Raw genomic sequence first — 19,193 nt, 5'->3', positions numbered from 1 at the left:
CACCCGGCGCAGGGATGGTAGCCGACTGCCGGGGGCCGTCTTTCAGGGCCTGGGCAGGCGGCGGGGGTGGTTAGCAGCGGGAGAATCGATGTCGCGGGAGGATGCGCAAGGGATAGGAAGGATGGCGACGGAGGAGCCAGTGCGGAGCACCGAAGCGGAGCGGAGCCCTGGATAGCCCGACCCGAAGGGATGCGCCCAAATAATACAATTAAACGGAAACCCTCTCGGATATATCTGTTCTATCGAAACATACATTATATTGTATAAATTTGCCTTATCACTATTGAATTCTATTCCGATGCTAAGTCTTGTTAAAACTGGGCAACGCGGCCAGATGGTTGTCCTGACGCCGGTACAGAAACAGCGGCAGGCAAAGCGGTTAGCGGAGGCGGTGCCTACGTTAGCGGCGGCTTATAGTCAGGCGCTGGGACGGTGGGTTGGTGACCCGGTGCTGCGGCTGGTGGGGGTGCCGTTCATTACCGAGTGCTACCGGAGCCCGGAGCGGCAAAATGAACTGTACGCCCAGGGGCGCACCAAGGCGGGGCTGGTGGTAACCTACAAGCGTGGGGGGCAGTCGAAGCACAACCAGGGCCCTCCTACTCCGGCTATGGACGTGGCGTTTTTGCTGGCGGATGGGTCGGTGTCGTGGTCGGGGCTATTGCTGAGCAAGTTTGCCCGGTTGATGAAGTACGCCGATGCCCGGGTGGTGTGGGGCGGCGACTGGCCCTCGTTTAAGGACCGGCCACACTTCGAGGTGCTGACTGATAGCAGCGGGAAAGGAGGTGATGGACATGGATAGCGTGTTCGAGCACTGGGGCGTGGTGACCTCCGCCGTGGCCGGGGCAGTGGCGGTGCTGCTGTATTTCGTGAAGAACTGGCGGGCGGTGGAGGAGCTGAAAGCTACCTGCGTGGCCAACCAGCAGAAGGCCGAGGCGCTGGCTTTGCGGGTGGACGACTACCACGTGTCGGCGGTGGCCCGGGAGGAAAAGTTGCGGCTGGAGATGGGCAAGCAGGCGGAGTCTATCCGCACGGAGGCCCTGCAGCAGCGCACCGAACTGCGCAAGGAGATGGTGGAGCTGGTGATGAAGCTGGGCGAGAAGCTGGCCCACATTGACAAGACCATGGCCTTGGTGGATGAGCGGACGAAAGTGCTGACCGACTTCACCAAGGACCAGCAGAAGCGCAATGAATGGGCGGACCGGATTCTGGCCCGCCTCGACACTCATGGGCCGGCGTAGGCCCTATTTTTCACCCTTCCTTCCCTTATGTCATGCAAGACAGTAAACTGAACATCCTAGACCGGCTCACGTTGCCCACGCCCCGGTTCTTTCGCAAGGTGCGGTCTATCTCGGTGGCTGTGGGGGCAGTGGGGGCTATTCTGGTGGCTGCCCCTGCCCTGCTGCCGGCGGCACTAGTGTCGTTGGGTGGCTACCTGGTGCTGGCTGGCAGCATCGGGGCGGCCGTGTCGTCGGCAGCGGTGAAGCCGGGGGAGCAGGCGGCCGAGGCCCAGGAGCGAAAGGAGTTAATGGGCGGGTCGTCGGCCGAGTCGTTGTAGGGCGCGGGGACGCGGCTTCACTTTGATGTTTTACTCTTTCAACATCCTCCAGATGGCAACCAAGCCTCCTACCGGCGACAACGCCCGCAAAGGGGCCGTGCGCAAACGGTCGCAAACGTTCAACTCGGTAACCAAGCAGTACGTGAAGCGTGATGCCGAGACGGGGCGCTTTATGGATGTAAAAGAAGACGACAAGCCCTTTAAGGCGGTGCGGCGCGAGCGGAAGCGCAAGCCGCCTTTATCAGAATCATAAATGACTACGGCCACCTAAAAGGTGGCCGTAGTCATTTATGGGCAATGGATATGTCAACAAATGGCCTTAAAGAAGCTTCCGCCTTACTTCGCTACACTCATGCCCAAACTAATTGTATCGGGTAATTTATGAGTTGGAGCCAGAAGGCCCAGCAAGTTGCGTTCAACGTCCTGCCAGGGCTGGTCGAGGTTGATAGTGGCTACTCGAAGGTGATGTGAGGTGCCTTTTAGTGCGTAGGAATGTTGAAAGGCTACGGTGACTACCGGGTATAACAGCAAGCCCTCGATGGGGCGGGCGTCGTTCGGCAAGCGCGCGTGCTGCACATAGGCATATAGTTGATATAGATGACTAGAAATCAGCTTTTCTTTGTCGTAGTGCTTCTTTAGGGCTTCTTTATAGTACTTGCAATCGATAATCAGCTTGCGGTCGTTGGCTGTCAGCGACACGTCGGTTTTCATGCCGGGTAGCAGGTCTTGGGCTGCTGGAGTATCGGGAGTTAGGTGCCAGGTGAATTGTTCGGCACTGACCTTGAAATGGCTTTGGCGGCGATGGTAGAAGTTACGGACGAACCGCTCAAACAGCGCCGCCATACGCTTTTCGTTCCCCGTGAAATGATTGAACAGGTGCTGGCCGCTGGATTGATTGAGCAGTATCTCCTCATGAATCAGGCGGCAGATACTCAATAGCAGGCGGTAGTGCGCCGTGTGGCGATGCAGCACTACTTGGTCGAACACGCGAATATCGAGCACGGGTACCAGCGCTACATCAGGCAGGCGTACGTATAGGCTGCGCACTTCCTGACGAAGCGAACTGGCCAGCTGCGACGTGGTAAGCAAATAATGCAGTGTGGCTTTGAGCAGCCGATTGATAGGTATGTCGTGACTGAGCTCGTCGAAGGTGCACCAGGCGCGGGCGGTAGGCAGGGTTTGCTGGCGAATGGAGTCGGTAAGCAGCAGCTTACCTCGCAAGCGACTGGTGAGCTCAGTTTCGGGGACGTAGTCGCGAGCCAGACCACGCTTTAGCACGTGGGTAGTGCCGTGTATCAATACCCGGGCAAGCAGGTCGAGCAGGGAGTCGGCGGGCTCGGCGCTTACGGCCACGGCCTCAGCTTCTTCCAGCTGGTCCCAAGCGTAGGTGAGCAGATGGTAAAGGCTCTGAACCGGGATGCTCATTCGCCAGGCACGTCCACTTGGAGGGCCGCAATAGCTTTGGTTGCCCGTTCCTTATCGTCAAACCAATATTCCCGGAGTAGCGGGGCGATGTCGTGCTGGATGATAGCGTCCCACCAGCCGGCGGGGCCTTCGCCATTGGGGGGCGTGCAGAAATAGCTGTGTCCGATGAGAAAACCATCGCCCAAGTTTTTGTCCTTGCGGATAGTCTCATTCAGCGCCTCAACGCGCTGGATTGCTTCCGTTGCTAGGTGGGCGGGTATGTGTTGGCTTACGAGATGCTGCACCAGCTTAGTGCCCAGCAGCGGCACCAGGTCGACGAAGGTAAAGCGGCGGCGCAGGGCATAATCTACTAAGGCTAGGCTACGGTCGGCGGTGTTCATGGTGCCGATGACGTAGAGATTGGGCGGTAAGTAGAAGGCCGACTCGCCTTCTTTGCGGTAAGTGAGTGGTAGCGCGTATTGTTCACTGCGCTTATCAGCTTCGAGGAGCATGAGCAGCTCGCCAAAAATCTTGCTTAGGTTGCCGCGGTTGATTTCGTCGATGATGAAGAAGTAGTCATGGGCTTGGTCGTGCTGCGCTTTGCGCACAAAGTCGACAAACACCCCGTTGGCCAATTCGAAACCGCCCGTGGCCGTGGGGCGCCAGCCTCGGATAAAGTCTTCGTAGCTGTAGCTCTGATGAAACTGCACCAGCTGCACGCGGCGGTTGTCCTGCTCCTTCATCTGAAGCCAAGCTAGGCGGCGGGCCACGTACGTTTTCCCCACGCCGGGCGGGCCCTGCACAATCAGGTTCTTTTTGCGCTTGAGGGCCACCTGCAAATGTTTGATGGCATCGGTGGTCAGAAAGAGGTCCTGCTCTGCCTCAGCCAGCGTGTAAGCGGGCAACGTTGGGGCTGTTATGCGCTGGGCACGGGTGAAAATAGCAGTGAATTCGGCGGGTGTAAGCTGATAGAGGCTACCCATTTTGGCGGCTAACGGCTCGCACTGCGCCAGTTCGGTCATCTGCTGCAGCTGTTGCAGCGTCAGTTCTTCGCGCACAAACTCTTTGACGCGTAGGGTGATGATTTCGCTTTTGGGGTCAGCACTATTTGTTCCAAGTCCATCCTCTACCTCTACCTCCTCGGATGCGTGGGCAGCCTCGGTAATTTCCAGAATGGCTTTGACGCGCTTGGTAGGTGTTGTTTCGTAGCCGATAACCAGGTCGCCAGGGCGCACCTGCTGAAAATACGCATAGACGTTGCGTTTATTTCCCTTCTCATTGTGGGTGGTCCAGGTCTGCTCCTGGCCAACTTCAAAGTCGTCGACCTTCCAGAATTTCGGGTTGATATTGAGCCACCAATAAGCCGGCGTCACAGACGCATCTTCGTCGTACGCTACAACGGAGTCCTCTATCATCCCAGTTTCATCATCATCATCGGCGGTACCGCCCACTTCGTTATCCGCCAGCCGGGCCAGGGCTGCCCTTTGCGACGTCAGACGGGCGTAGGCGGCCCGAACTTCCAGCCATTTAGTTGTGCGAGACCAAGGGCTTCGGACCAGAAACGGGTTGCCTTTCAACTCTACCGGCTGCGTGAGCACCCACTCGACTGAGCAGTAAAAAGGCAGATTATCCTGCGCGTCGTAGTCGAAGCGGCCTGTTAGGATACCTACACCCAGCACCTGACGCGTCCCACTAATCACCACGACAACGTCATCAGGCCGGGCGTCCTCCAGTTGTCGGCGTACAAATTCGGAAGGGTTGGCCAACTGTCCGAATAAGGGGCGGATGACGCTCTGGTCCCGGTAGCGGTTCCAAATGCCTGTCGCCCCCGACTGCAGCTCGACTTGCGCGCTCCAGTAGACTCGGGGACGGGGAGCAGGGTCGGGGAATTTACCGGCCAGCATATCAGCACAGCGAAGCTCGGCCCGTTGCCGCATGTTGTCGAACTGCTCTTGGGTGAACCGGTGCCCCCCCTCCCAGTGGGGCGTGCGGGCGGCGTGGGCCGCAACCGCCTCGTCGATGCCGGGTACGGTCGCTGCCAGTGTGGCATCAATGGTTGAAAGCAGGGCGTCCAGCGTCGGGATGTCGCGGGATACGGTGTAAGTGAGCTGCAACATGCGGTTGGTAGCGGGGGCCTCAACCCAACTCACCTCCTGGGGCCACTCAACGGCCTTTAGCGCAGCATACAGCCCCAGGGAAGGCAACGTATTCTTATGGAACTGGGCTTTAGGGTCGGCGGGGCGCTCTTTTGCCACAAATAGCTCTACCCGGAGGCCAAAAGTGCCATCAGGGTTCACCCGCACAATGTAGTCGAGCAGGTCCATAGCGGAACCTGGAAATCCGATAGGAATATACCATAGCGTGAACGCGAAGTACTGATTGTTGGGCAACCTATTGGTACCTATAAATAGGCCTTTCCACGCAACAGGGGCGACACTAAACTTTTGGCGAAGTGAAAACCGGAAGCCAGAATCGGCAGCATGGTGGGTGAGCAGGTGACGGTACACCGCTACTTGGGTAGCCAGATAAGAACTCATAAACAGCGAATAGTACCCGGCGGGAAGTGCTTGGGCAGCATGAAAGTCGGAAACCAACGGGCAACGGCCAAACTTTCAGCTTTAATGGTGTCCTATTTGCGCGCCATGGTGTCTTTTTTGAAACTTACCCTATAGTTGGCTGTGAAGTATTGGCTAGAAGCGCGGGATATAGCGGGCTTCGGCCACGTCGTGGATGAAGCGGGTGGCGTGGTGGGCGAGGTCGGCGGCGAAGGCCGGGCCGGGCAGTAGGCCGTGGAAGCGTAGGGCGGCATCCTGGTGGATGGCGGTGCCAAGGCCGGCCGACTGTTGATAGGCGGTGTAGGCCAGCGCCAGCAGAGGCTCGGCCGCCAGTAGGCGGGCGTGGTCGGGCACCCGGTCGCGCTTGATGCGCTGGTTGAACTGGCGGTCGACGGGCAGCAGGTTCCAGAGCTCGTTGACGGGGTATAGGGAAAGGGGCAGCAGGTGGTCGAGGTCGTAGTGCTCGGGCCTGGAGAGGGTGTTTTGCGTCCAGGGGCAGGTAAAAGGTCCTTTTTCGTGGAGCAGGATATTGACCTGGTTGCGCTCCCACTTTAGGGGGAGGCGGTTGTCGGGGCGGGTGGTGAGCAGGGTGTAGACGTGGCCGCGGGTGACGAGCTGGCCAGTGGCCTGAGTGACGGTTTCGGTGAACAGACTCCACTCGTGCAGGCAGAGGGCTTCGACGTAGAGCGAGAGGCGGTGGAAGGCTTCCCACAACGTAGCGGGCACAACCAAGCAGGCATCCTGAGGGTTGGTGCCGGGCAGGGCCTGCACCTGGGCCGGGAGCTGGCGGAGGCGGGCGGGCTTATCGAAGACCGACCAGTGGCCTGGGCCGGCATGCTTAATGGGCTTTTGAATGGCTGTAGCAGCGGCAGCCACTGCCCGGGCGTAGGCCTGCTGCAGTTCGGGCACGTAGGTGGCCCGGCGGCGCGGGGTGCGCATCTCGGTGAGCAGGAAGAAGCCGTCGGCGGGTTGGGCGGGCAGTTGCACGCGGGCCTGCCACTGCCGCCGTAGCTCGGTCAGGGCCGGGCGGAAGGACATATCGTTGCGGATCTGACCACGCACGATGTTACGGGCGCCCTGGTAGATGGGCTGGTGCTCGTCGGCGAATGGCCAGTAGTAAGCCGTCCAGAGCTCGGCCAGGCGCGTGAGGGGCACCGCGACGGGCTGTCCGGCTTGTGCTAGGCCGGGATAGAGCAGGGCCAGATCGTTGAGGGCCCGTAGCAGGGCTATCTTGTAGCTGGTTTTCTTGTCGTCGTGCTTGAGAATGGTGGCAATGACCTGGTCGCCGGATAGTGGGAGCATTAGTTGCGGTAGTCAGCTTTGAATGCCTGAGTAGCAAGAAGGAAATCTGATATTTCAGTTAGCATCTGCTTCTTCTCATCAAATGTGAGCTTGTCGAATGATTTGGCGGATAGGTTGACTTTACGGACGGCCCGCACCTGATCATACACTCCTCTGCCGCCACGTTGAATCAAATAACTGTAATCTTTCAATTTGTAATACTTAGAAGAACTAGCGGCAAATCGATCAGCTTCTTTACTTGAGACGATACCTTGTATAGCTAATTGAATAGAAGTAAATAGGCTGCTTTCTATTTTAACTGAGAATGTGTTTCCTACGGCTCGAATAGTCACTCCTACTTGGTTCCCCTCGACATAGCTATTTTGGTCAACGTTTGCACTTAAATAATCAGCGAGGATGGCCCCAAACTCCCTTTCCTGAAATTTCCTCTCTTCCCAACTTAGCGCTGAGGGTGCAGCTGGTGGTTCAGTTGATTTAGCCTTTTCTTGGGGTGTAGATATACCCACTTCATGCGGCGTGATGAATTGCGCAACAAACTGGCGCAACTGGGCAAGTTCTTCAGGGGTTTCCAACTGCCCTCCGATTTCGATGGAGTTGCCAATTGAACTGCTCAGCAAGTTTAAAGAAGCAATAATACCAGTCGTCTCATTGAAGTATAGCTTGGCATGCAGGTTAGGAACCAGCCGGGGTATGATGCCAATGTTCTCAACTTGCTCTTTGCTTTTCAGGTTCGAGGACTCATGCCGGATGTAGAATGCAATACTAACGCCCCGATTGCGCGCTGCTATTAAGGCACTGGAAACCTGCTTGGAGTAGGAAAGATCAACGTATGGAGAAACAAGCACTAGCTCTTTTTGAGCTTCTAAAATAACGTCTAATAGTTGGCCACTGATCTTGTGAGAAGGAAGGATTTTCATTTTTTAAACTTAGGAAAACTAGTTGGCAGGGCCCTTGTCCACGCTGGCTTCCACGACCTGCTGCACGGCCACGGGAACGGCCGAGAGCAGGTCGAGGCCAGTGGCGGCTTCAATGGCGTCGACGCTGACGCGGTACTGGCTCCAATCGGTGCTGATGGAATTGTCGTTGGGCGTGTCGATGGCGATGACGCGGGTGCTGGAGCTGACGCGGGTGGCGTCGTTGTCGCCGGTGGGCAGGACGACCACCACTTTCCAGAGACGGGCGGGCACGGTGACGCGGCCCTGGTCGAGGGTGGTTTGGAAGCCATTGGAGCCGGTGCCGCCCTTGCCGTAGGCGCCGCAAATGATATATACCTCGTTGCCGGTGCTGAGGAAGGTGCGGGTGTAGTTTTCGAGGTTAGCCCACGTCTGCTGGTTGTTGCGCGGAGCCTGGGGGACCATGTTGGTCATCAGGAATGTGGTCGAGTTGTCGGGCACGGTGTTGGTGCGGTCGGCGGAGGGGCACTGATGGCCGCGGTCGAAGCCGGAGCCCGTGTAGCTGGCGGACTGCACTTGGTACCAGCCGGCGGGCAGGGTATTATCGGCGCGGAAGTCGTCCTGGCGGGCAGCAGAGCCGCGCCAGGTGGCGTCGAGGTGCCAGCTGACCCAGGTGGAGATGCCCCGGTCGCGGTGGTAGGACAGCGCGTACTGGGATTTGCTGAGCAGGTAGTTGGTGGGCTGATTGACGTCGGGGATGGCGCCGCTGGGGTTGCCGAGGATAAGGTGCTCGGATAGCTGCTGGGTAGGCGTTACTGGGGCGGGGTCTTTAGTGGAGCAGGCGGTGGCCAGTAGCAGTAGGGCTAGCGTAGCCGGCAGTTGTAGTTTGTGCATTTCTGAAAAGTAGACCAGGAAGCGCGGGAAAAGCAAGTCCAGGGCGCGGCTATTTAAGCGCAAAGAAACGCCACTTATGCGTATAAGTGGCGTTTCTTTGGTCTGCAGGATGGAGTTGGTGCGGGGCCAGTCAGTGAAGCTTTTCAGAAAGTAGCCAGCCAAGCGCATTCGTTATCAGAAATTTTAATATTCGTAACTCCAGCAGTTATTGTTTCTATCTAGGTCTGGACAACTGCCTTGATGGTTAGCTGCCGTCGCTTCGGCAACCCATATAGTGCCTTCCTTACGGCGAGGATAAAGTCGCGAAGGATGGAAACACGTGACGTTGCTCTTAGCATGGGCACAGGCTCTTTTATCAGCCTCATTCATAGCGTCAAATTCAGTTTCTCCAGTCCCAATGAATCTTGTACCCAGGATTTCTTCTGGGATTTCCGCAGGAACTATACTGCCACTAGGATTTTTAGGCAGGTTTGCGAATAGAGGGTTAGTTTTCCCAAATTGTTTTTTGTCTTCGTTCATGATTTTTTTGATTTAGGCTGAAGATTTGCAATAATAATACTGAAAAAATTACATAAAATCCGTTTTTTAGATACTGAAGTTGTTTAGAAAGTAGAAGTTGGGGCGATTTTGTGCAGCATTAGTACGGTAAAGACCAACCAGTGCAGACCCAGCCAGTTTTGCAAGCCAGTGGGTCGCACCTCAAATCCCCCGCTTTTGTGGAAGTCTTTTCTGTTTTGCGCTTGGCTGGCTGCTTCCTAAAAAACTTCAGTATGTTTTTAAGAAGGGTGGCGTAGGCTAAGATACTTGCGGGCCAAGTATCAGGCTTTTTAGCCAACTGGCTAGCCTGTTGCTCAGGAGTTGAAGAGGGTTGTGATGGGTGGTCGAGGGATAGAGGGCAGGAAGGAAGCGGCAGATATGCGGTGGCACTCTTTAGCTTTGTCTGGTTTTTGCCTGACTAGCAGAACTTACTCGATGTTGAACCCGTGTTGGTGAGCTCAGGGAAAACTATCTAAGCGTATGCTATACTACCTGATACTCGGCGCTCTGCTTGTATTATTGCTTGTCTTTTTCCAGCAGGCCAAACAGGCTAAGCGGCAAAGGAATACCACGCACCTGCGCCTCTTGTTGGTTGAAATCGAGCAGGCAGAAAGAGCCTTTAGCGGCTACATCTCGCCCGAGGCCGGCTACTTCGCCAACCATACCCGCCAGGTGTGGCAGACACAATATGAGGCGCTGGGCCGGAGCGTGGCGGCTTATCAGTACCAGAATAGTGAGTTGTCGGGACTGGAGAAAAGCAGGGTCGGGAGCTTTCTGGATTACCACCAGCGGGGGGAAGCTATCCGGGCGGAATTCAACCAGGCTTTCATCCCGCAAGAGTTGGCGCGCTATGACGCCCTGTTTAGCCAGGTGGAAGGGCGGAGCCTGGACGTGCAGCAGCGGACGGCTATCGTCAGTGATGAGGACAACAACCTGGTCGTGGCCGGGGCGGGTTCGGGGAAGACGACGACCATCGTGGGGAAGGTGCAGTACGTGCTGGATCGGTACCGAATTGCGCCCGACAGGATTTTGCTTATTTCGTTTACCAACCAGTCGGCGACGACGCTGGCTGAGCGCATTGGCATTGCGGGCATTCAACCCCGCACCTTCCACAAGTTTGGGAAGGACATTATCGGAACGGTGGAACGGCAGCAGCCGTCGCTCTATGATGAAAGCCAGCTCGACGGGTTTCTGACGGGGGCCCTGCAGGAACTGATGCAGCAGCCGGCCTATACCGAGCTGCTGGTTGATTTCTTCCTGTATGAGCTAAAGCCCCGCAAGCCCAACGAGGAATTCCGTAGCCAGGGGGAGTACATCCAACACCTGCAGGACTTCAACTTCCGGTCGTACAAAACGGTGGGCCGGGAGAGCAACGGCAAAACCACCTATAAGCGGGAGACGGTGAAGAGTGTGGAGGAGTGCCGCATTGCCAATTTCCTGCTTTTACATAACGTCGAGTATCAGTACGAGGCACCTTATGAGCACCGCACGGCGACGGCTCAGCACGCGCAATGGAAGCCAGATTTCACCATTATGCAGGATGGGCAGCGTATCTACCTGGAGCATTTTGGAGTAGACCGGGCGGGGAATGTGCCGGCCTTTTTTGCCAAGGAAGGCCAGAGCGTGGCGGATGCGCGCGCCCGCTATCAGGAGAAGATGGAATGGGCCCGGCAAACCAGTCGAGCCTACGGAACGCTACTGCTGGAGACCTACAGTTATCAAGCGTCTGAAGATCGACTGCTCGGATTTCTGTACGACCTGCTTGTACAACACGGCATTCGGCTGCAGCCCAAAACCGCGGCCGAAACCTGGGCTATCATTTCGGCGGCGGCGGCGGACGAGGTCAGCGGCTTTCAGACCCTGCTGCGCACGTTTATTGGTCACCTGAAATCGAATAATTACACGGTTGACCAAGTGCGGCAACGCAATGAACGAGGCACCGATATCGTCCAGATGAAGCGCAACCGGCAGTTTTTGCAGGTGGTGGAGCCGCTGTTTGAACATTATGCCGGGGAGCTGGCGCGCCGGCAGGAAATAGACTTCAACGACCTTATCAACCGGGCCGCGGGCTACGTGCGAAGCGGGGAATACGACCAGCGGTTCGACTATATTATCATCGACGAGTTTCAGGACATTTCTCAGGGGCGCTACCAGCTTATCCGGGCGCTGACCGAGCGGCACCCGGCCACCAAGCTGTTCTGCGTGGGGGATGACTGGCAATCGATTTACCGTTTTGCGGGCAGTGACCTGTCGCTTTTCAAGAACTTCTCTGAGAAGTTCGGCTATAGCTTGCTGTCGAAGATTGAAACGACATACCGCTTCCACGAACCCCTAATAAGCGACTCTAGCACCTTTATCACCCAAAACCCAAACCAGACGCCCAAACAGCTGCAGAGTGGTAGCCCGGGTAAGAAAACAACGCATCGGGTGGTGTACACGGCGGCTCAGCAGGATGACACGACAGTGCTACGCGACCTGCTGGACGAGCTGATTGCTACAGTTCCGGACTTGCACCAAAAGGAGTTCCTGTTGTTGGGGCGGTACTCGTTCGACTTGAATCGGCTGAAGAACACGACGCGCTCCTTTACCATTGATGCCAGCCGCCGCACCGTGCGGTATGCCTATTTGGATGGTGCTGGCAACCCCCAAACGTTGCATTTGCCCTTTCTGACGGTGCATAGATCGAAGGGTCTGGAGGCCGATATTGTTATCGTACTGAACTGCAATTCCGGCCGGTTGGGCTTTCCGTCGGAAATGGCGGACGATCCGGCGCTGGGCCTGGTGCTGAGTGCTGCCGACCAGTTTGCGAATGGGGAAGAACGGCGGTTGTTCTATGTAGCGCTGACGCGGGCAAAAGAGCAAGTGTTTCTGGTGACGGACCCGGCGTTTAAGTCGAAGTTCGTCAGGGAGCTGGAGGCACAAAATGGCGGGGCGCCGGGGCAGCAACTGGGGCGGCAATGCCCGGAATGCCGGACAGCAGAGTTGGTAAAACGGACCGGAATAAGCACTAAGGGCGTTCCATGGGCGTTTTATGGTTGTCCAAATTTTGCTTACGGGTGCGATTATAAGGAGTGGGTGAAGGCATCCGCGGTGAGTGCGTAATCGGTGTAGGTAGGGAACACACTTCGAGCACCAGGTGTGCGGAGAGTGATAACTGACGCGTCGGTAAACGCTCAGTCACTCTTCCTTATGTCGCAACTATATACCCCCTACTCCGACACCCTTTACGACTCGCAAGTAATTACAGATAAATCATTTACAAGCCTTGATTCTCTTCTTCCCCGACAGCAATTCCGAGGAAGTGGGCAGCAGCGGTGCTCAGCTGACCACCAATAGGTCTTCGAGGCGGGTAGTGTAGGCGGGGCTGCGGTGCTCGGCGCGGCCGAGCCAGGGGGCGGCGGGCTGGCCAGCGGCGGCCGGTGGGGCTATGCTGGCGGCGGGGCACACAGTGCCGCGGCCGAACTGACGGTTAAGCGCATCGAGGCTGCGCATGAGCTGCCGGGCGCGGGCGTCGGACTCGGGCGTGGCGGCGGGCCGGCCGGTGGCGGAATCAGCGGCGGGGGCAAACAGGCTGAGCTGCTGGCCCTGGCCGGGTGGTTCGAGGCCGTCGAGCACGACGCCGGCTTTGACGTAGCGGCGGCCGGGCTCGTAGAGCTTTTCCAGCAGGCGGCGGGCGTAGGCCAGCAGGCAGAGCGTGTCGGCGGTGGGGCCAGCGGGCGGCGTGAGCGTGGCCGAGCGGGTGTAGGGCGGTGGCACGCGGGTATCGTAGCGGTCCTGGCTGAGGAAGACGGTGAGGATGTGGGCCTGGTCGCGCTGGGCGCGGAGCTTCTCGGCGGCCCGGCTCAGGTAGGTGCTTACGGCGCCCCACACGTCGTCGAAGGCCGTCAGGCGCTGGCCGAAGGAGCGGGAGCAGCTGATGCTTTGGCGGGCCAGCGTGCCGTCTTCGGACGGGTGCAGGCCCTGGCAGGGCTGGCCGCGCAGCTCCTGGATGAGCCGCCAGCCCACGACACCCCCGAGGTGCTGGCGGGCCCACCCCTCTCCTACCTGGCTGAGCTGCCACGCCGTGCTGATGCCGTGGGCCTGGAGCTTGGCGGCGTACTGGCGGCCCACGCCCCACACGTCGGTGGCGGGCAGGGCCCGGAGCGCCCGCTCGCGACGGGCTTCGGTGTCGAGGCGCAGGATGCCCTGGAGCTCGGGGAATTTCTTGGCCAGGCGGTTGGCGACCTTGGCCAGCGTTTTGGTGGGGGCCAGCCCCACGCAGGTGGGGATGCCAGTGCAGTCGAGCACGTCGCGGCGGATGGCGCGGGCGCGGGCGTCGAGCGGGCCGCACCAGGTGGTGAGGCCGTCGAGGTCGAGGAAGGCCTCGTCGATGCTGTAGACTTCGACGGCGGGTGCGTGCTCGGCCAGGCGGGCCATCACCCGGCGCGACATGTCGCCATAGAGCGGGTAGTTGGAGCTCAGGGCCTGGCCCTGGTGGCGGGCCAGCAGCTCGCGCACCTGGAAGAAGGGCGCCCCCATGACGATGCCGATTTGCTTGGCTTCGGGCGAGCGACTGACCACGTTGCCGTCGTTGTTGCTGAGCACGACCACGGGCCGCCCGTCGAGGCGGGGCTGGAAGACCCGCTCGCAGGAGACGTAGAAGTTGTTGCCGTCGACCAGACCAAACATGTTTTGAGCTTTTAGCTGACAGCTGTTAGCTATTAGCTTTCGTTCTGGGGTAGCTGACTGAACTTGAGCTAATAGCTATCAGCTAACAGCTTAGATTCAATCGCGGCTGCGGATTAGGGCGGTGAGGCGGCCGGGGATGAGTTCGTGGACGACGTGGGTGACGACGCCCCAGATGCGCAGGTTGTCGGGTTCGGTGATGGGGTAGTCGGGGTAGTCGGGGTTTTCGGCCTGGAGCCACCAGCTGGTGCCGCGGCGCACGAGGCGCTTGACGGTGCACTCGCCCTCGATGACGGCGACGACGATGTGGTTGTGGTCGGCTTCGAGGTGCTTGTCGACGGCCAGCAGGTCGCCGGAGTGGATTTCGGCTCCCTGCATGCTCTCGCCCGACACGCGCACCAGGTAGGTGGCTTCGGGGTGGCGGAAAAGCAGGCGGTTAAGGTCGAAGAGCTCTTCGAGTTCGTCGGTGGCCGGCGAGGGGAAGCCGCAGGGAATCAGCGAGGCGTAGAGCGGCAGCCACAGGGTAGTGGTGGGCGTGCCCACGTCGATAAGTTCAACAGTTGTCATGGCAGGGAACCGGCTAAGCCAGCTTTGCAATACTACTAAATAAATTAGTATAATTGAACGTTCTTAACGCCCTGACCCTGGGCATGCTTAAGGTATTCGCCTCTGCAAGGTAGTGAACGGGCATTTTACGAAGGGTACCTCCCCTACCCTGCCGGGTGAAAGGCAGGCTAAAAAAAATAGCAAAAACACTATGCCTTACTATCTACCGGACGCGGAATCGTTGGAGGAAATCTTTGGGGAGTATATGAACCGGGGGCTGCGGTTTGACCTGACTCCGGTGAAGCCATTTGGCTGCTACGGGCTGCGGGTGCATTTGGGCGTGCTAAGCGATGTAGCCCCGTTGTTTGGGTTGTGGCCGGATAAAATGGAAACGCCAGAGCAGGCGCAGCAGTGGCTGGAAGAGGTGCGCGATACGCAGCTACCGGAGTTTTATCAGCTGCGGTGATAATGTAATAGCAAAAGAATAAAATGGCTCTTGGATTGGGGTTGAAGCGACTCCTATATTAGCTGCTCACTCCAACCCTATTTGCTGTTTTAGTATGAGTAATGTTTTAATACAAGTTGATGAGAGAATAGCTCTAGAAGAAGAAGCCAAGCGGCAATCGGGGCGTAAGGACATGAAGCAGCACGCTGATAAGCTGATTAAAGGTTTTAAAGAATTAGATAAAACAGCGGCGCAACGGGGGGTATGGGAGTTGACACAGAATGCGTGTGACCTGACGGAAAGTGGTCGTATAACAGTAGATTTCCAGGAGGGAAAATTCTCGTTTAGCCATAATGGGGACGCTTTCACGGTTGATACATTGCTTTCTCTAATTAAGCAGGTTAGTTCCAAGGATTCGACAGGAGAAGAATCGGGTGAAGAAAAGCGGAAGAAAATCGGGCGGTTTGGAACAGGGTTTATCACCACCCATTCCTACGGGCGCACATTGCTCGTTAGTGGCTCATTGAAGCTGGCACCGAGCAACTATGTGGCATTAGATGAATTCTGCATCGACCGGACGGATGGCCGTTCTGAAGACCTGCTGCTGAAAATTGAGCATCAACAAAATGAGGTGTATTCCAAGGTGCGAGAGTCGGTAGGTGTTACAACACCCAGGGAATTGACGACGCTAGCGTACGTACCGGCATCAGATACAGAGAGAAATAATATAAGCCAGGCATTAGCCAGTGTGAAGCTGAGCATGCCGTACGTAATGGCATTGAATGGGGGGCTTAAGGAAGCTACCGTGATTGATGAGCAAGGCAACTCTACTCACTACCGCAAGGGAGAAGCACACGAATGGCAGGGCTTGTGGAGGTTACCTATTGAGTTTAATGACACTACGCAACTACTGCATTGCCTTTGCCCACCAGATAGCGAATTACAGATTGTGCTGCCCTTAAGTGAGCATTTGGATGCCCATGAATGGCCGAAGGACTTGGCACGCTTATTCTTGTACTTCCCGTTGATTGGGTCGGATAAGTGGGGGTGCAATTTTCTGGTTCACTCCTCAGCCTTCGCACCAACCAACGAGCGGGACGGTCTGCACCTGACGTTGGAAAATGACCAGGCTCGGGATGAGGCGTTACTTAATCGGAAAGAGCTAACGCGAGCTTCGGAGTTGATTTTTGATTTCCTAGAGCGCATGGCCGAGCAAGTGAAGCAGCCATTAAGGTTAGCGCGAGTGCGGTTTGATGCAGTGGAGAGTCTGGAAGATGACGACTTTAGGAAAGACCTGCAGAAGCAGTGGGTAGATAAGTTTCGGGAGCTGCCACTGGTCGAGACTTCAGTTGGACGACGGAAACCGATGGAGTGCTTTTTCCTGAAGCAGGACCTGTTGCTCGACGAGGAAGTGATACCTGCTATACAGACAGTAGCGGAAAAGTTGTGGGGTGGGCTGCTGCCGTTGGCCAACTTGGCTGATGAGTGGGATGCCGTGTTGATGGAATGGCATGACATCACCATTCAGCGGATAGGCTCGAAAGAATTGGCGGAGGCTATTGCTAAGTCGGGAGAACTGCAGCGGTTTGAGCCAGATGTTCTGCGACAGGTGTATGTGTATTGGTTGAAACGAGGGCAGCAGCAGCTATTTGATGCTCATACTTTACTTCCGGACCGGCTGCTTCACTTCAAGAGCAGAGCGGACCTTCAGCGAGGACTGAATTTGGATTCAGCGTTTATTGAGGTGCTGGAGTTAGTGCTGCCGGCTAAGATGGGGGGTTTAGTAGAGGACGATTTTGAGTTGGGGCTAGGGCTTACGCCTTACAATAGGCATGAACTGGCGGCGAACGTAACGGAGCAAGGGCGGCTCTTGATTGACCAAGGAGTGAGCAAGGTACCGGATGACGTGAGGAAAGGTTTGTTACGGTTATGCAGCATTTTCCCAAATGAAACGGCTACTGTTACCAATAGCCTACGGTGGCGGCTGATGCCGGAATTAAATGCCTTTTATGGAGAAATTTACCAACCGCATATTATTGCCAATGTGGCGGATGATGAGGTTCGGTATGAGGAGACACCGTTGCGGCTTCTGGTGAAACTGGTATTGCTGGATTTCAAGGCTAACTATGAGTCGGATGCAGCGTGGAAGGTGACGGCTTTACCCCAATTGCTGACGCTGCTGGATTTGGTATCGAGTTCGGCGGATTTGCGGAGTGAGGTACTGATGACGGCCGCAGTTTTTCCGAATCAATTGGGAGAATTGTGCTTGAGTAGTGGATTGAGCCGGGAACAAGGGTTTTCCCCCTCCGCTGCCAACGAGGAGATAAATGCGGAACAACTAAAGGATTGGTACCGCGAAGGGATGGGGACGGATTGCCGGAAAGGCCTACTGGACCAGCGCTTTGACTTGGTTGGAGCGCGGATGGGCCTGGCTGTAGAAGATGGCGCGGGGGTGGCTGGGCGTTTGGAAACGAAGCTAGCCGAACAGCTAATAGAGAAGATTGAGAGCCATCCGAAGCAGCGCCTAATTGTTGAGATTATCAATAAAATGACAGCTGAGAAAGGATGGGAAGACTATTTCTCGCGTATTAACGCGAAGAAAGCGGATGTGATGCTGGCTAAGATTTCAGACCCTACGGTGAAGGATAATCTTTTTGGCATTATCAGTTTAAAGAAGGACCAGATAGCCTTGTTAGGCCAACTAGCACAGTCGGATAACTTGGGGGACCTTTTGGACCAAGCTGAAAAGCTGCTGCAGAAAGAGAAGGACCAGGCCTTTAGTTTTGCCTTCAAGAAGTTGATAGGAGTAGGTATCGAGAACCTGATTCGTAAGAACTTGAAGGACCAGGTGCAGGGGCTGGAGGTGCTCATAGAAGAGCAGCAGAATGGGCAGGATATTGTGTTGCGGCTGAATGGGGAGGTGATTTACCAGATAGAAGTGAAGTCGCGGTGGGACAGCAAATACTCGGTAACCATGAGTTATCGGCAGTTGAGTGAGGCTATTCAGCATCCGGATAGGTATGCGCTATGTAGTGTTGATTTGGTGGATTACAAGCTGGATGAGCCCGCGAAGCGACATCAGGTAGAGGATATTGCTCAGATACAGGACCGGATTCGTTTCGTGACGAGTATTGGGCACCAGATACATCCGCTGGTGGAAGGGCTGAAAGCGGTGGAAGCAGATGAGAATGCGGTGCGGTTAGCGGACGAGTACCGGGTAATTATTCCTCAGCGCGCTATTGCTAAAGGAAGAGAGCTGAAAGAATTCATTGCTTATATGATGGAATTAATCAATCAATAGAAAATAAAAAAAGGCCGACTAACTAGTCGGCCTTTTTTTATTCAACCTGTTTATATTCTATTAGGAGAAACTGGCTAATTTTATATTCATTGTAAAGCTTTTCTCCGAAGTCAGCCCAAGTATCTAATAAGTTTTGACTTTCGGTACGGTTGGATGGTAACTCATCAGCCAAATTTGCTGGTACCACTGAAAGTGGGGCATTTTGAGGAAAGGCTAACTGTTCGAGCTTTTCGACTAAAAGAGCAGCACCTTGTTTATCCAGACCACCAGCACTACGCAATCCATCTTGGGCACGGGTAAACACATCTAAGAATTGGCCAAGATTGTACGCCTCCTCTACTACGCTAGGAGAATGGAAGCAAACTTCTGTTCCCGTCTGCAGGAAACTGTATTTATGTTTGTGGTGCTCTACTCTATTGTGAGGGGGAATACAAATATGACCTTTAAATACAGAAAGGGAGGAGAACCCGACACTTGTATCTTTAATATGCCCCTTATCATTCTCTCTTATTTTAAGTGATTCGTAGTCATATTCAAGAGGAAAGTGGTTTCTTGAATTAAGAAATATACCAAGCCTATGTAAACGCGCTGGCCAATAGTATAGGTTATGAATATAACGACTATATGCTGTTTTTCTCCAGAAAAGCGGAGCAACATACATGGCATCACCAGATGAATTTAGCTTTAGTTCATTTCGGATTTTTAATAGAATATTATGCTGCAAATCATTTTGCTTTTCTCCTTGTTTCCGCAATCCAAAAAAAAGAATACGAGGACTATTACTCTTATGCAAAGCTGTTCTTGCCTTCAGTATCCCACTACTACTAGTCTCTGGATATCCTTCTACTCTTTTGAATTGCAGGTATAAAGGCTTTATAGATTCGATTACTACGTCTGCGCCAAGCTCATTCTCCTCTTTTACAGAAAGAGGTAGTATGAATAGTGGTTTACCTGGGAATGAAGCTAGGGTTAGAAGATGTTGAATCATGTAACCAGCTAATTCTTCGGTGAAATCAGGGACAAGTTTGTTGCCAGTACTTGACTTTCGCTTTTTTACTGTAGGATTAATCATTTAAAAGAAAGCTAAGTGAAACAT

At 55.5% G+C, this 19,193-nt stretch carries 16 protein-coding genes; 7 read left to right on the top strand and 9 right to left on the bottom strand.

The features are described from left to right. Positions 1-298: 298 nt before the first annotated feature. Genes HW556_RS05325 through HW556_RS05310 form a run of 4 tightly spaced genes read left to right on the top strand, consistent with a single transcriptional unit; the run spans position 299 to position 1,808 of the window. Complete coding sequence (locus HW556_RS05325) at positions 299-799, top strand: M15 family metallopeptidase (RefSeq protein WP_176898671.1); 501 nt, start codon at positions 299-301, stop codon at positions 797-799. After that, entirely contained in the window at positions 786-1,238 is a 453-nt protein-coding gene (locus tag HW556_RS05320; protein WP_246289529.1) for a hypothetical protein, read from the top strand. Before HW556_RS05325 ends, HW556_RS05320 begins: the two co-directional genes overlap by 14 nt. 32 nt (positions 1,239-1,270) lie before the next feature. Next, the gene (locus HW556_RS05315) at positions 1,271-1,555 is read left to right on the top strand and encodes a hypothetical protein (RefSeq protein ID WP_176898669.1); all 285 of its coding nucleotides are present in this window, start codon (positions 1,271-1,273) and stop codon (positions 1,553-1,555) included. Between the two features lie 52 nt (positions 1,556-1,607). After that, positions 1,608-1,808 carry a hypothetical protein gene (locus HW556_RS05310; protein WP_176898667.1) on the top strand — a complete coding sequence of 67 codons (201 nt, stop codon included), beginning with the start codon at positions 1,608-1,610 and terminating at the stop codon, positions 1,806-1,808. A gap of 83 nt (positions 1,809-1,891) precedes the next feature. Here HW556_RS05310 and HW556_RS05305 read toward each other — a convergent pair whose 3' ends face one another. The 6 genes from HW556_RS05305 to HW556_RS05280 form a co-directional block, all read right to left on the bottom strand. Next, complete coding sequence (locus tag HW556_RS05305; RefSeq protein WP_176898665.1) at positions 1,892-2,980, bottom strand: 5-methylcytosine restriction system specificity protein McrC; 1,089 nt, start codon at positions 2,978-2,980, stop codon at positions 1,892-1,894. Further along, a complete protein-coding gene (locus HW556_RS05300; RefSeq protein WP_176898663.1) occupies positions 2,977-5,283 on the bottom strand; it encodes an AAA family ATPase in 2,307 nt (768 codons plus the stop codon). The genes HW556_RS05305 and HW556_RS05300 overlap by 4 nt, the downstream gene beginning before the upstream one ends. Before the next feature lie 366 nt (positions 5,284-5,649). Then, positions 5,650-6,816 carry an HNH endonuclease domain-containing protein gene (locus HW556_RS05295; RefSeq protein WP_176898660.1) on the bottom strand — a complete coding sequence of 389 codons (1,167 nt, stop codon included), beginning with the start codon at positions 6,814-6,816 and terminating at the stop codon, positions 5,650-5,652. Beyond that, a complete protein-coding gene (locus HW556_RS05290) occupies positions 6,816-7,733 on the bottom strand; it encodes a phospholipase D-like domain-containing protein (protein ID WP_176898658.1) in 918 nt (305 codons plus the stop codon). The genes HW556_RS05295 and HW556_RS05290 overlap by 1 nt, the downstream gene beginning before the upstream one ends. 18 nt (positions 7,734-7,751) lie before the next feature. Further along, entirely contained in the window at positions 7,752-8,603 is an 852-nt protein-coding gene (locus HW556_RS05285; protein WP_176898656.1) for a DNA/RNA non-specific endonuclease, read from the bottom strand. Positions 8,604-8,786: 183 nt separating this feature from the next. Then, positions 8,787-9,122 (bottom strand): hypothetical protein, encoded by a 336-nt coding sequence (locus tag HW556_RS05280; RefSeq protein ID WP_176898654.1) that lies wholly within the window; start codon positions 9,120-9,122, stop codon positions 8,787-8,789. A 498-nt stretch (positions 9,123-9,620) separates the two neighbouring features. On the opposite strand from HW556_RS05280, the gene HW556_RS05275 reads away from it, so the two are divergent. Further along, entirely contained in the window at positions 9,621-12,242 is a 2,622-nt protein-coding gene (locus HW556_RS05275; RefSeq protein WP_176898652.1) for a UvrD-helicase domain-containing protein, read from the top strand. 216 nt (positions 12,243-12,458) lie between these two features. Here the strand turns inward: HW556_RS05275 and HW556_RS05270 are convergent, their stop codons facing one another. Next, positions 12,459-13,808, bottom strand: a complete 1,350-nt coding sequence (locus HW556_RS05270) for a Y-family DNA polymerase (protein WP_176898650.1) — start codon at positions 13,806-13,808, stop codon at positions 12,459-12,461. A 96-nt stretch (positions 13,809-13,904) separates the two neighbouring features. Further along, complete coding sequence (locus HW556_RS05265) at positions 13,905-14,372, bottom strand: LexA family protein (protein WP_176898649.1); 468 nt, start codon at positions 14,370-14,372, stop codon at positions 13,905-13,907. Positions 14,373-14,562: 190 nt separating this feature from the next. On the opposite strand from HW556_RS05265, the gene HW556_RS05260 reads away from it, so the two are divergent. Both HW556_RS05260 and HW556_RS05255 read left to right on the top strand, forming a co-directional pair. Next, positions 14,563-14,817, top strand: coding sequence for a hypothetical protein (locus tag HW556_RS05260; protein ID WP_246289528.1), 255 nt, complete (start codon positions 14,563-14,565; stop codon positions 14,815-14,817). 94 nt (positions 14,818-14,911) lie between these two features. Then, positions 14,912-18,097 (top strand): sacsin N-terminal ATP-binding-like domain-containing protein, encoded by a 3,186-nt coding sequence (locus HW556_RS05255; protein ID WP_176898647.1) that lies wholly within the window; start codon positions 14,912-14,914, stop codon positions 18,095-18,097. A gap of 37 nt (positions 18,098-18,134) precedes the next feature. On the opposite strand, the gene HW556_RS05250 is transcribed toward HW556_RS05255, so the two are convergent. Beyond that, positions 18,135-19,169: a hypothetical protein gene (locus HW556_RS05250; protein ID WP_176898646.1), complete on the bottom strand. Its 1,035-nt coding sequence runs from the start codon at positions 19,167-19,169 to the stop codon at positions 18,135-18,137. Between the last annotated feature and the right edge of the window lie 24 nt (positions 19,170-19,193).

The organism is Hymenobacter terrestris, from assembly GCF_013377905.1.
GTDB lineage: Bacteria > Bacteroidota > Bacteroidia > Cytophagales > Hymenobacteraceae > Hymenobacter > Hymenobacter terrestris.
The sequence above is the reverse complement of the archived record's forward strand: the minus strand, read 5'-3'. Positions and strand labels throughout refer to the sequence as shown.

Excerpts from the sequence above, each read along its gene's own strand:
- HW556_RS05290 (WP_176898658.1), bottom strand. The coding sequence starts at position 7,733 with ATGAAAATCCTTCCTTCTCACAAGATCAGTGGCCAACTATTAGACGTT.
- HW556_RS05275 (WP_176898652.1), top strand. The coding sequence starts at position 9,621 with ATGCTATACTACCTGATACTCGGCGCTCTGCTTGTATTATTGCTTGTC.
- HW556_RS05285 (WP_176898656.1), bottom strand. The coding sequence starts at position 8,603 with ATGCACAAACTACAACTGCCGGCTACGCTAGCCCTACTGCTACTGGCC.
- HW556_RS05280 (WP_176898654.1), bottom strand. The coding sequence starts at position 9,122 with ATGAACGAAGACAAAAAACAATTTGGGAAAACTAACCCTCTATTCGCA.
- HW556_RS05255 (WP_176898647.1), top strand. The coding sequence starts at position 14,912 with ATGAGTAATGTTTTAATACAAGTTGATGAGAGAATAGCTCTAGAAGAA.
- HW556_RS05310 (WP_176898667.1), top strand. The coding sequence starts at position 1,608 with ATGGCAACCAAGCCTCCTACCGGCGACAACGCCCGCAAAGGGGCCGTG.
- HW556_RS05295 (WP_176898660.1), bottom strand. The coding sequence starts at position 6,816 with ATGCTCCCACTATCCGGCGACCAGGTCATTGCCACCATTCTCAAGCAC.
- HW556_RS05325 (WP_176898671.1), top strand. The coding sequence starts at position 299 with ATGCTAAGTCTTGTTAAAACTGGGCAACGCGGCCAGATGGTTGTCCTG.
- HW556_RS05270 (WP_176898650.1), bottom strand. The coding sequence starts at position 13,808 with ATGTTTGGTCTGGTCGACGGCAACAACTTCTACGTCTCCTGCGAGCGG.
- HW556_RS05300 (WP_176898663.1), bottom strand. The coding sequence starts at position 5,283 with ATGGACCTGCTCGACTACATTGTGCGGGTGAACCCTGATGGCACTTTT.
- HW556_RS05265 (WP_176898649.1), bottom strand. The coding sequence starts at position 14,372 with ATGACAACTGTTGAACTTATCGACGTGGGCACGCCCACCACTACCCTG.
- HW556_RS05305 (WP_176898665.1), bottom strand. The coding sequence starts at position 2,980 with ATGAGCATCCCGGTTCAGAGCCTTTACCATCTGCTCACCTACGCTTGG.
- HW556_RS05250 (WP_176898646.1), bottom strand. The coding sequence starts at position 19,169 with ATGATTAATCCTACAGTAAAAAAGCGAAAGTCAAGTACTGGCAACAAA.
- HW556_RS05315 (WP_176898669.1), top strand. The coding sequence starts at position 1,271 with ATGCAAGACAGTAAACTGAACATCCTAGACCGGCTCACGTTGCCCACG.
- HW556_RS05320 (WP_246289529.1), top strand. The coding sequence starts at position 786 with ATGGACATGGATAGCGTGTTCGAGCACTGGGGCGTGGTGACCTCCGCC.
- HW556_RS05260 (WP_246289528.1), top strand. The coding sequence starts at position 14,563 with ATGCCTTACTATCTACCGGACGCGGAATCGTTGGAGGAAATCTTTGGG.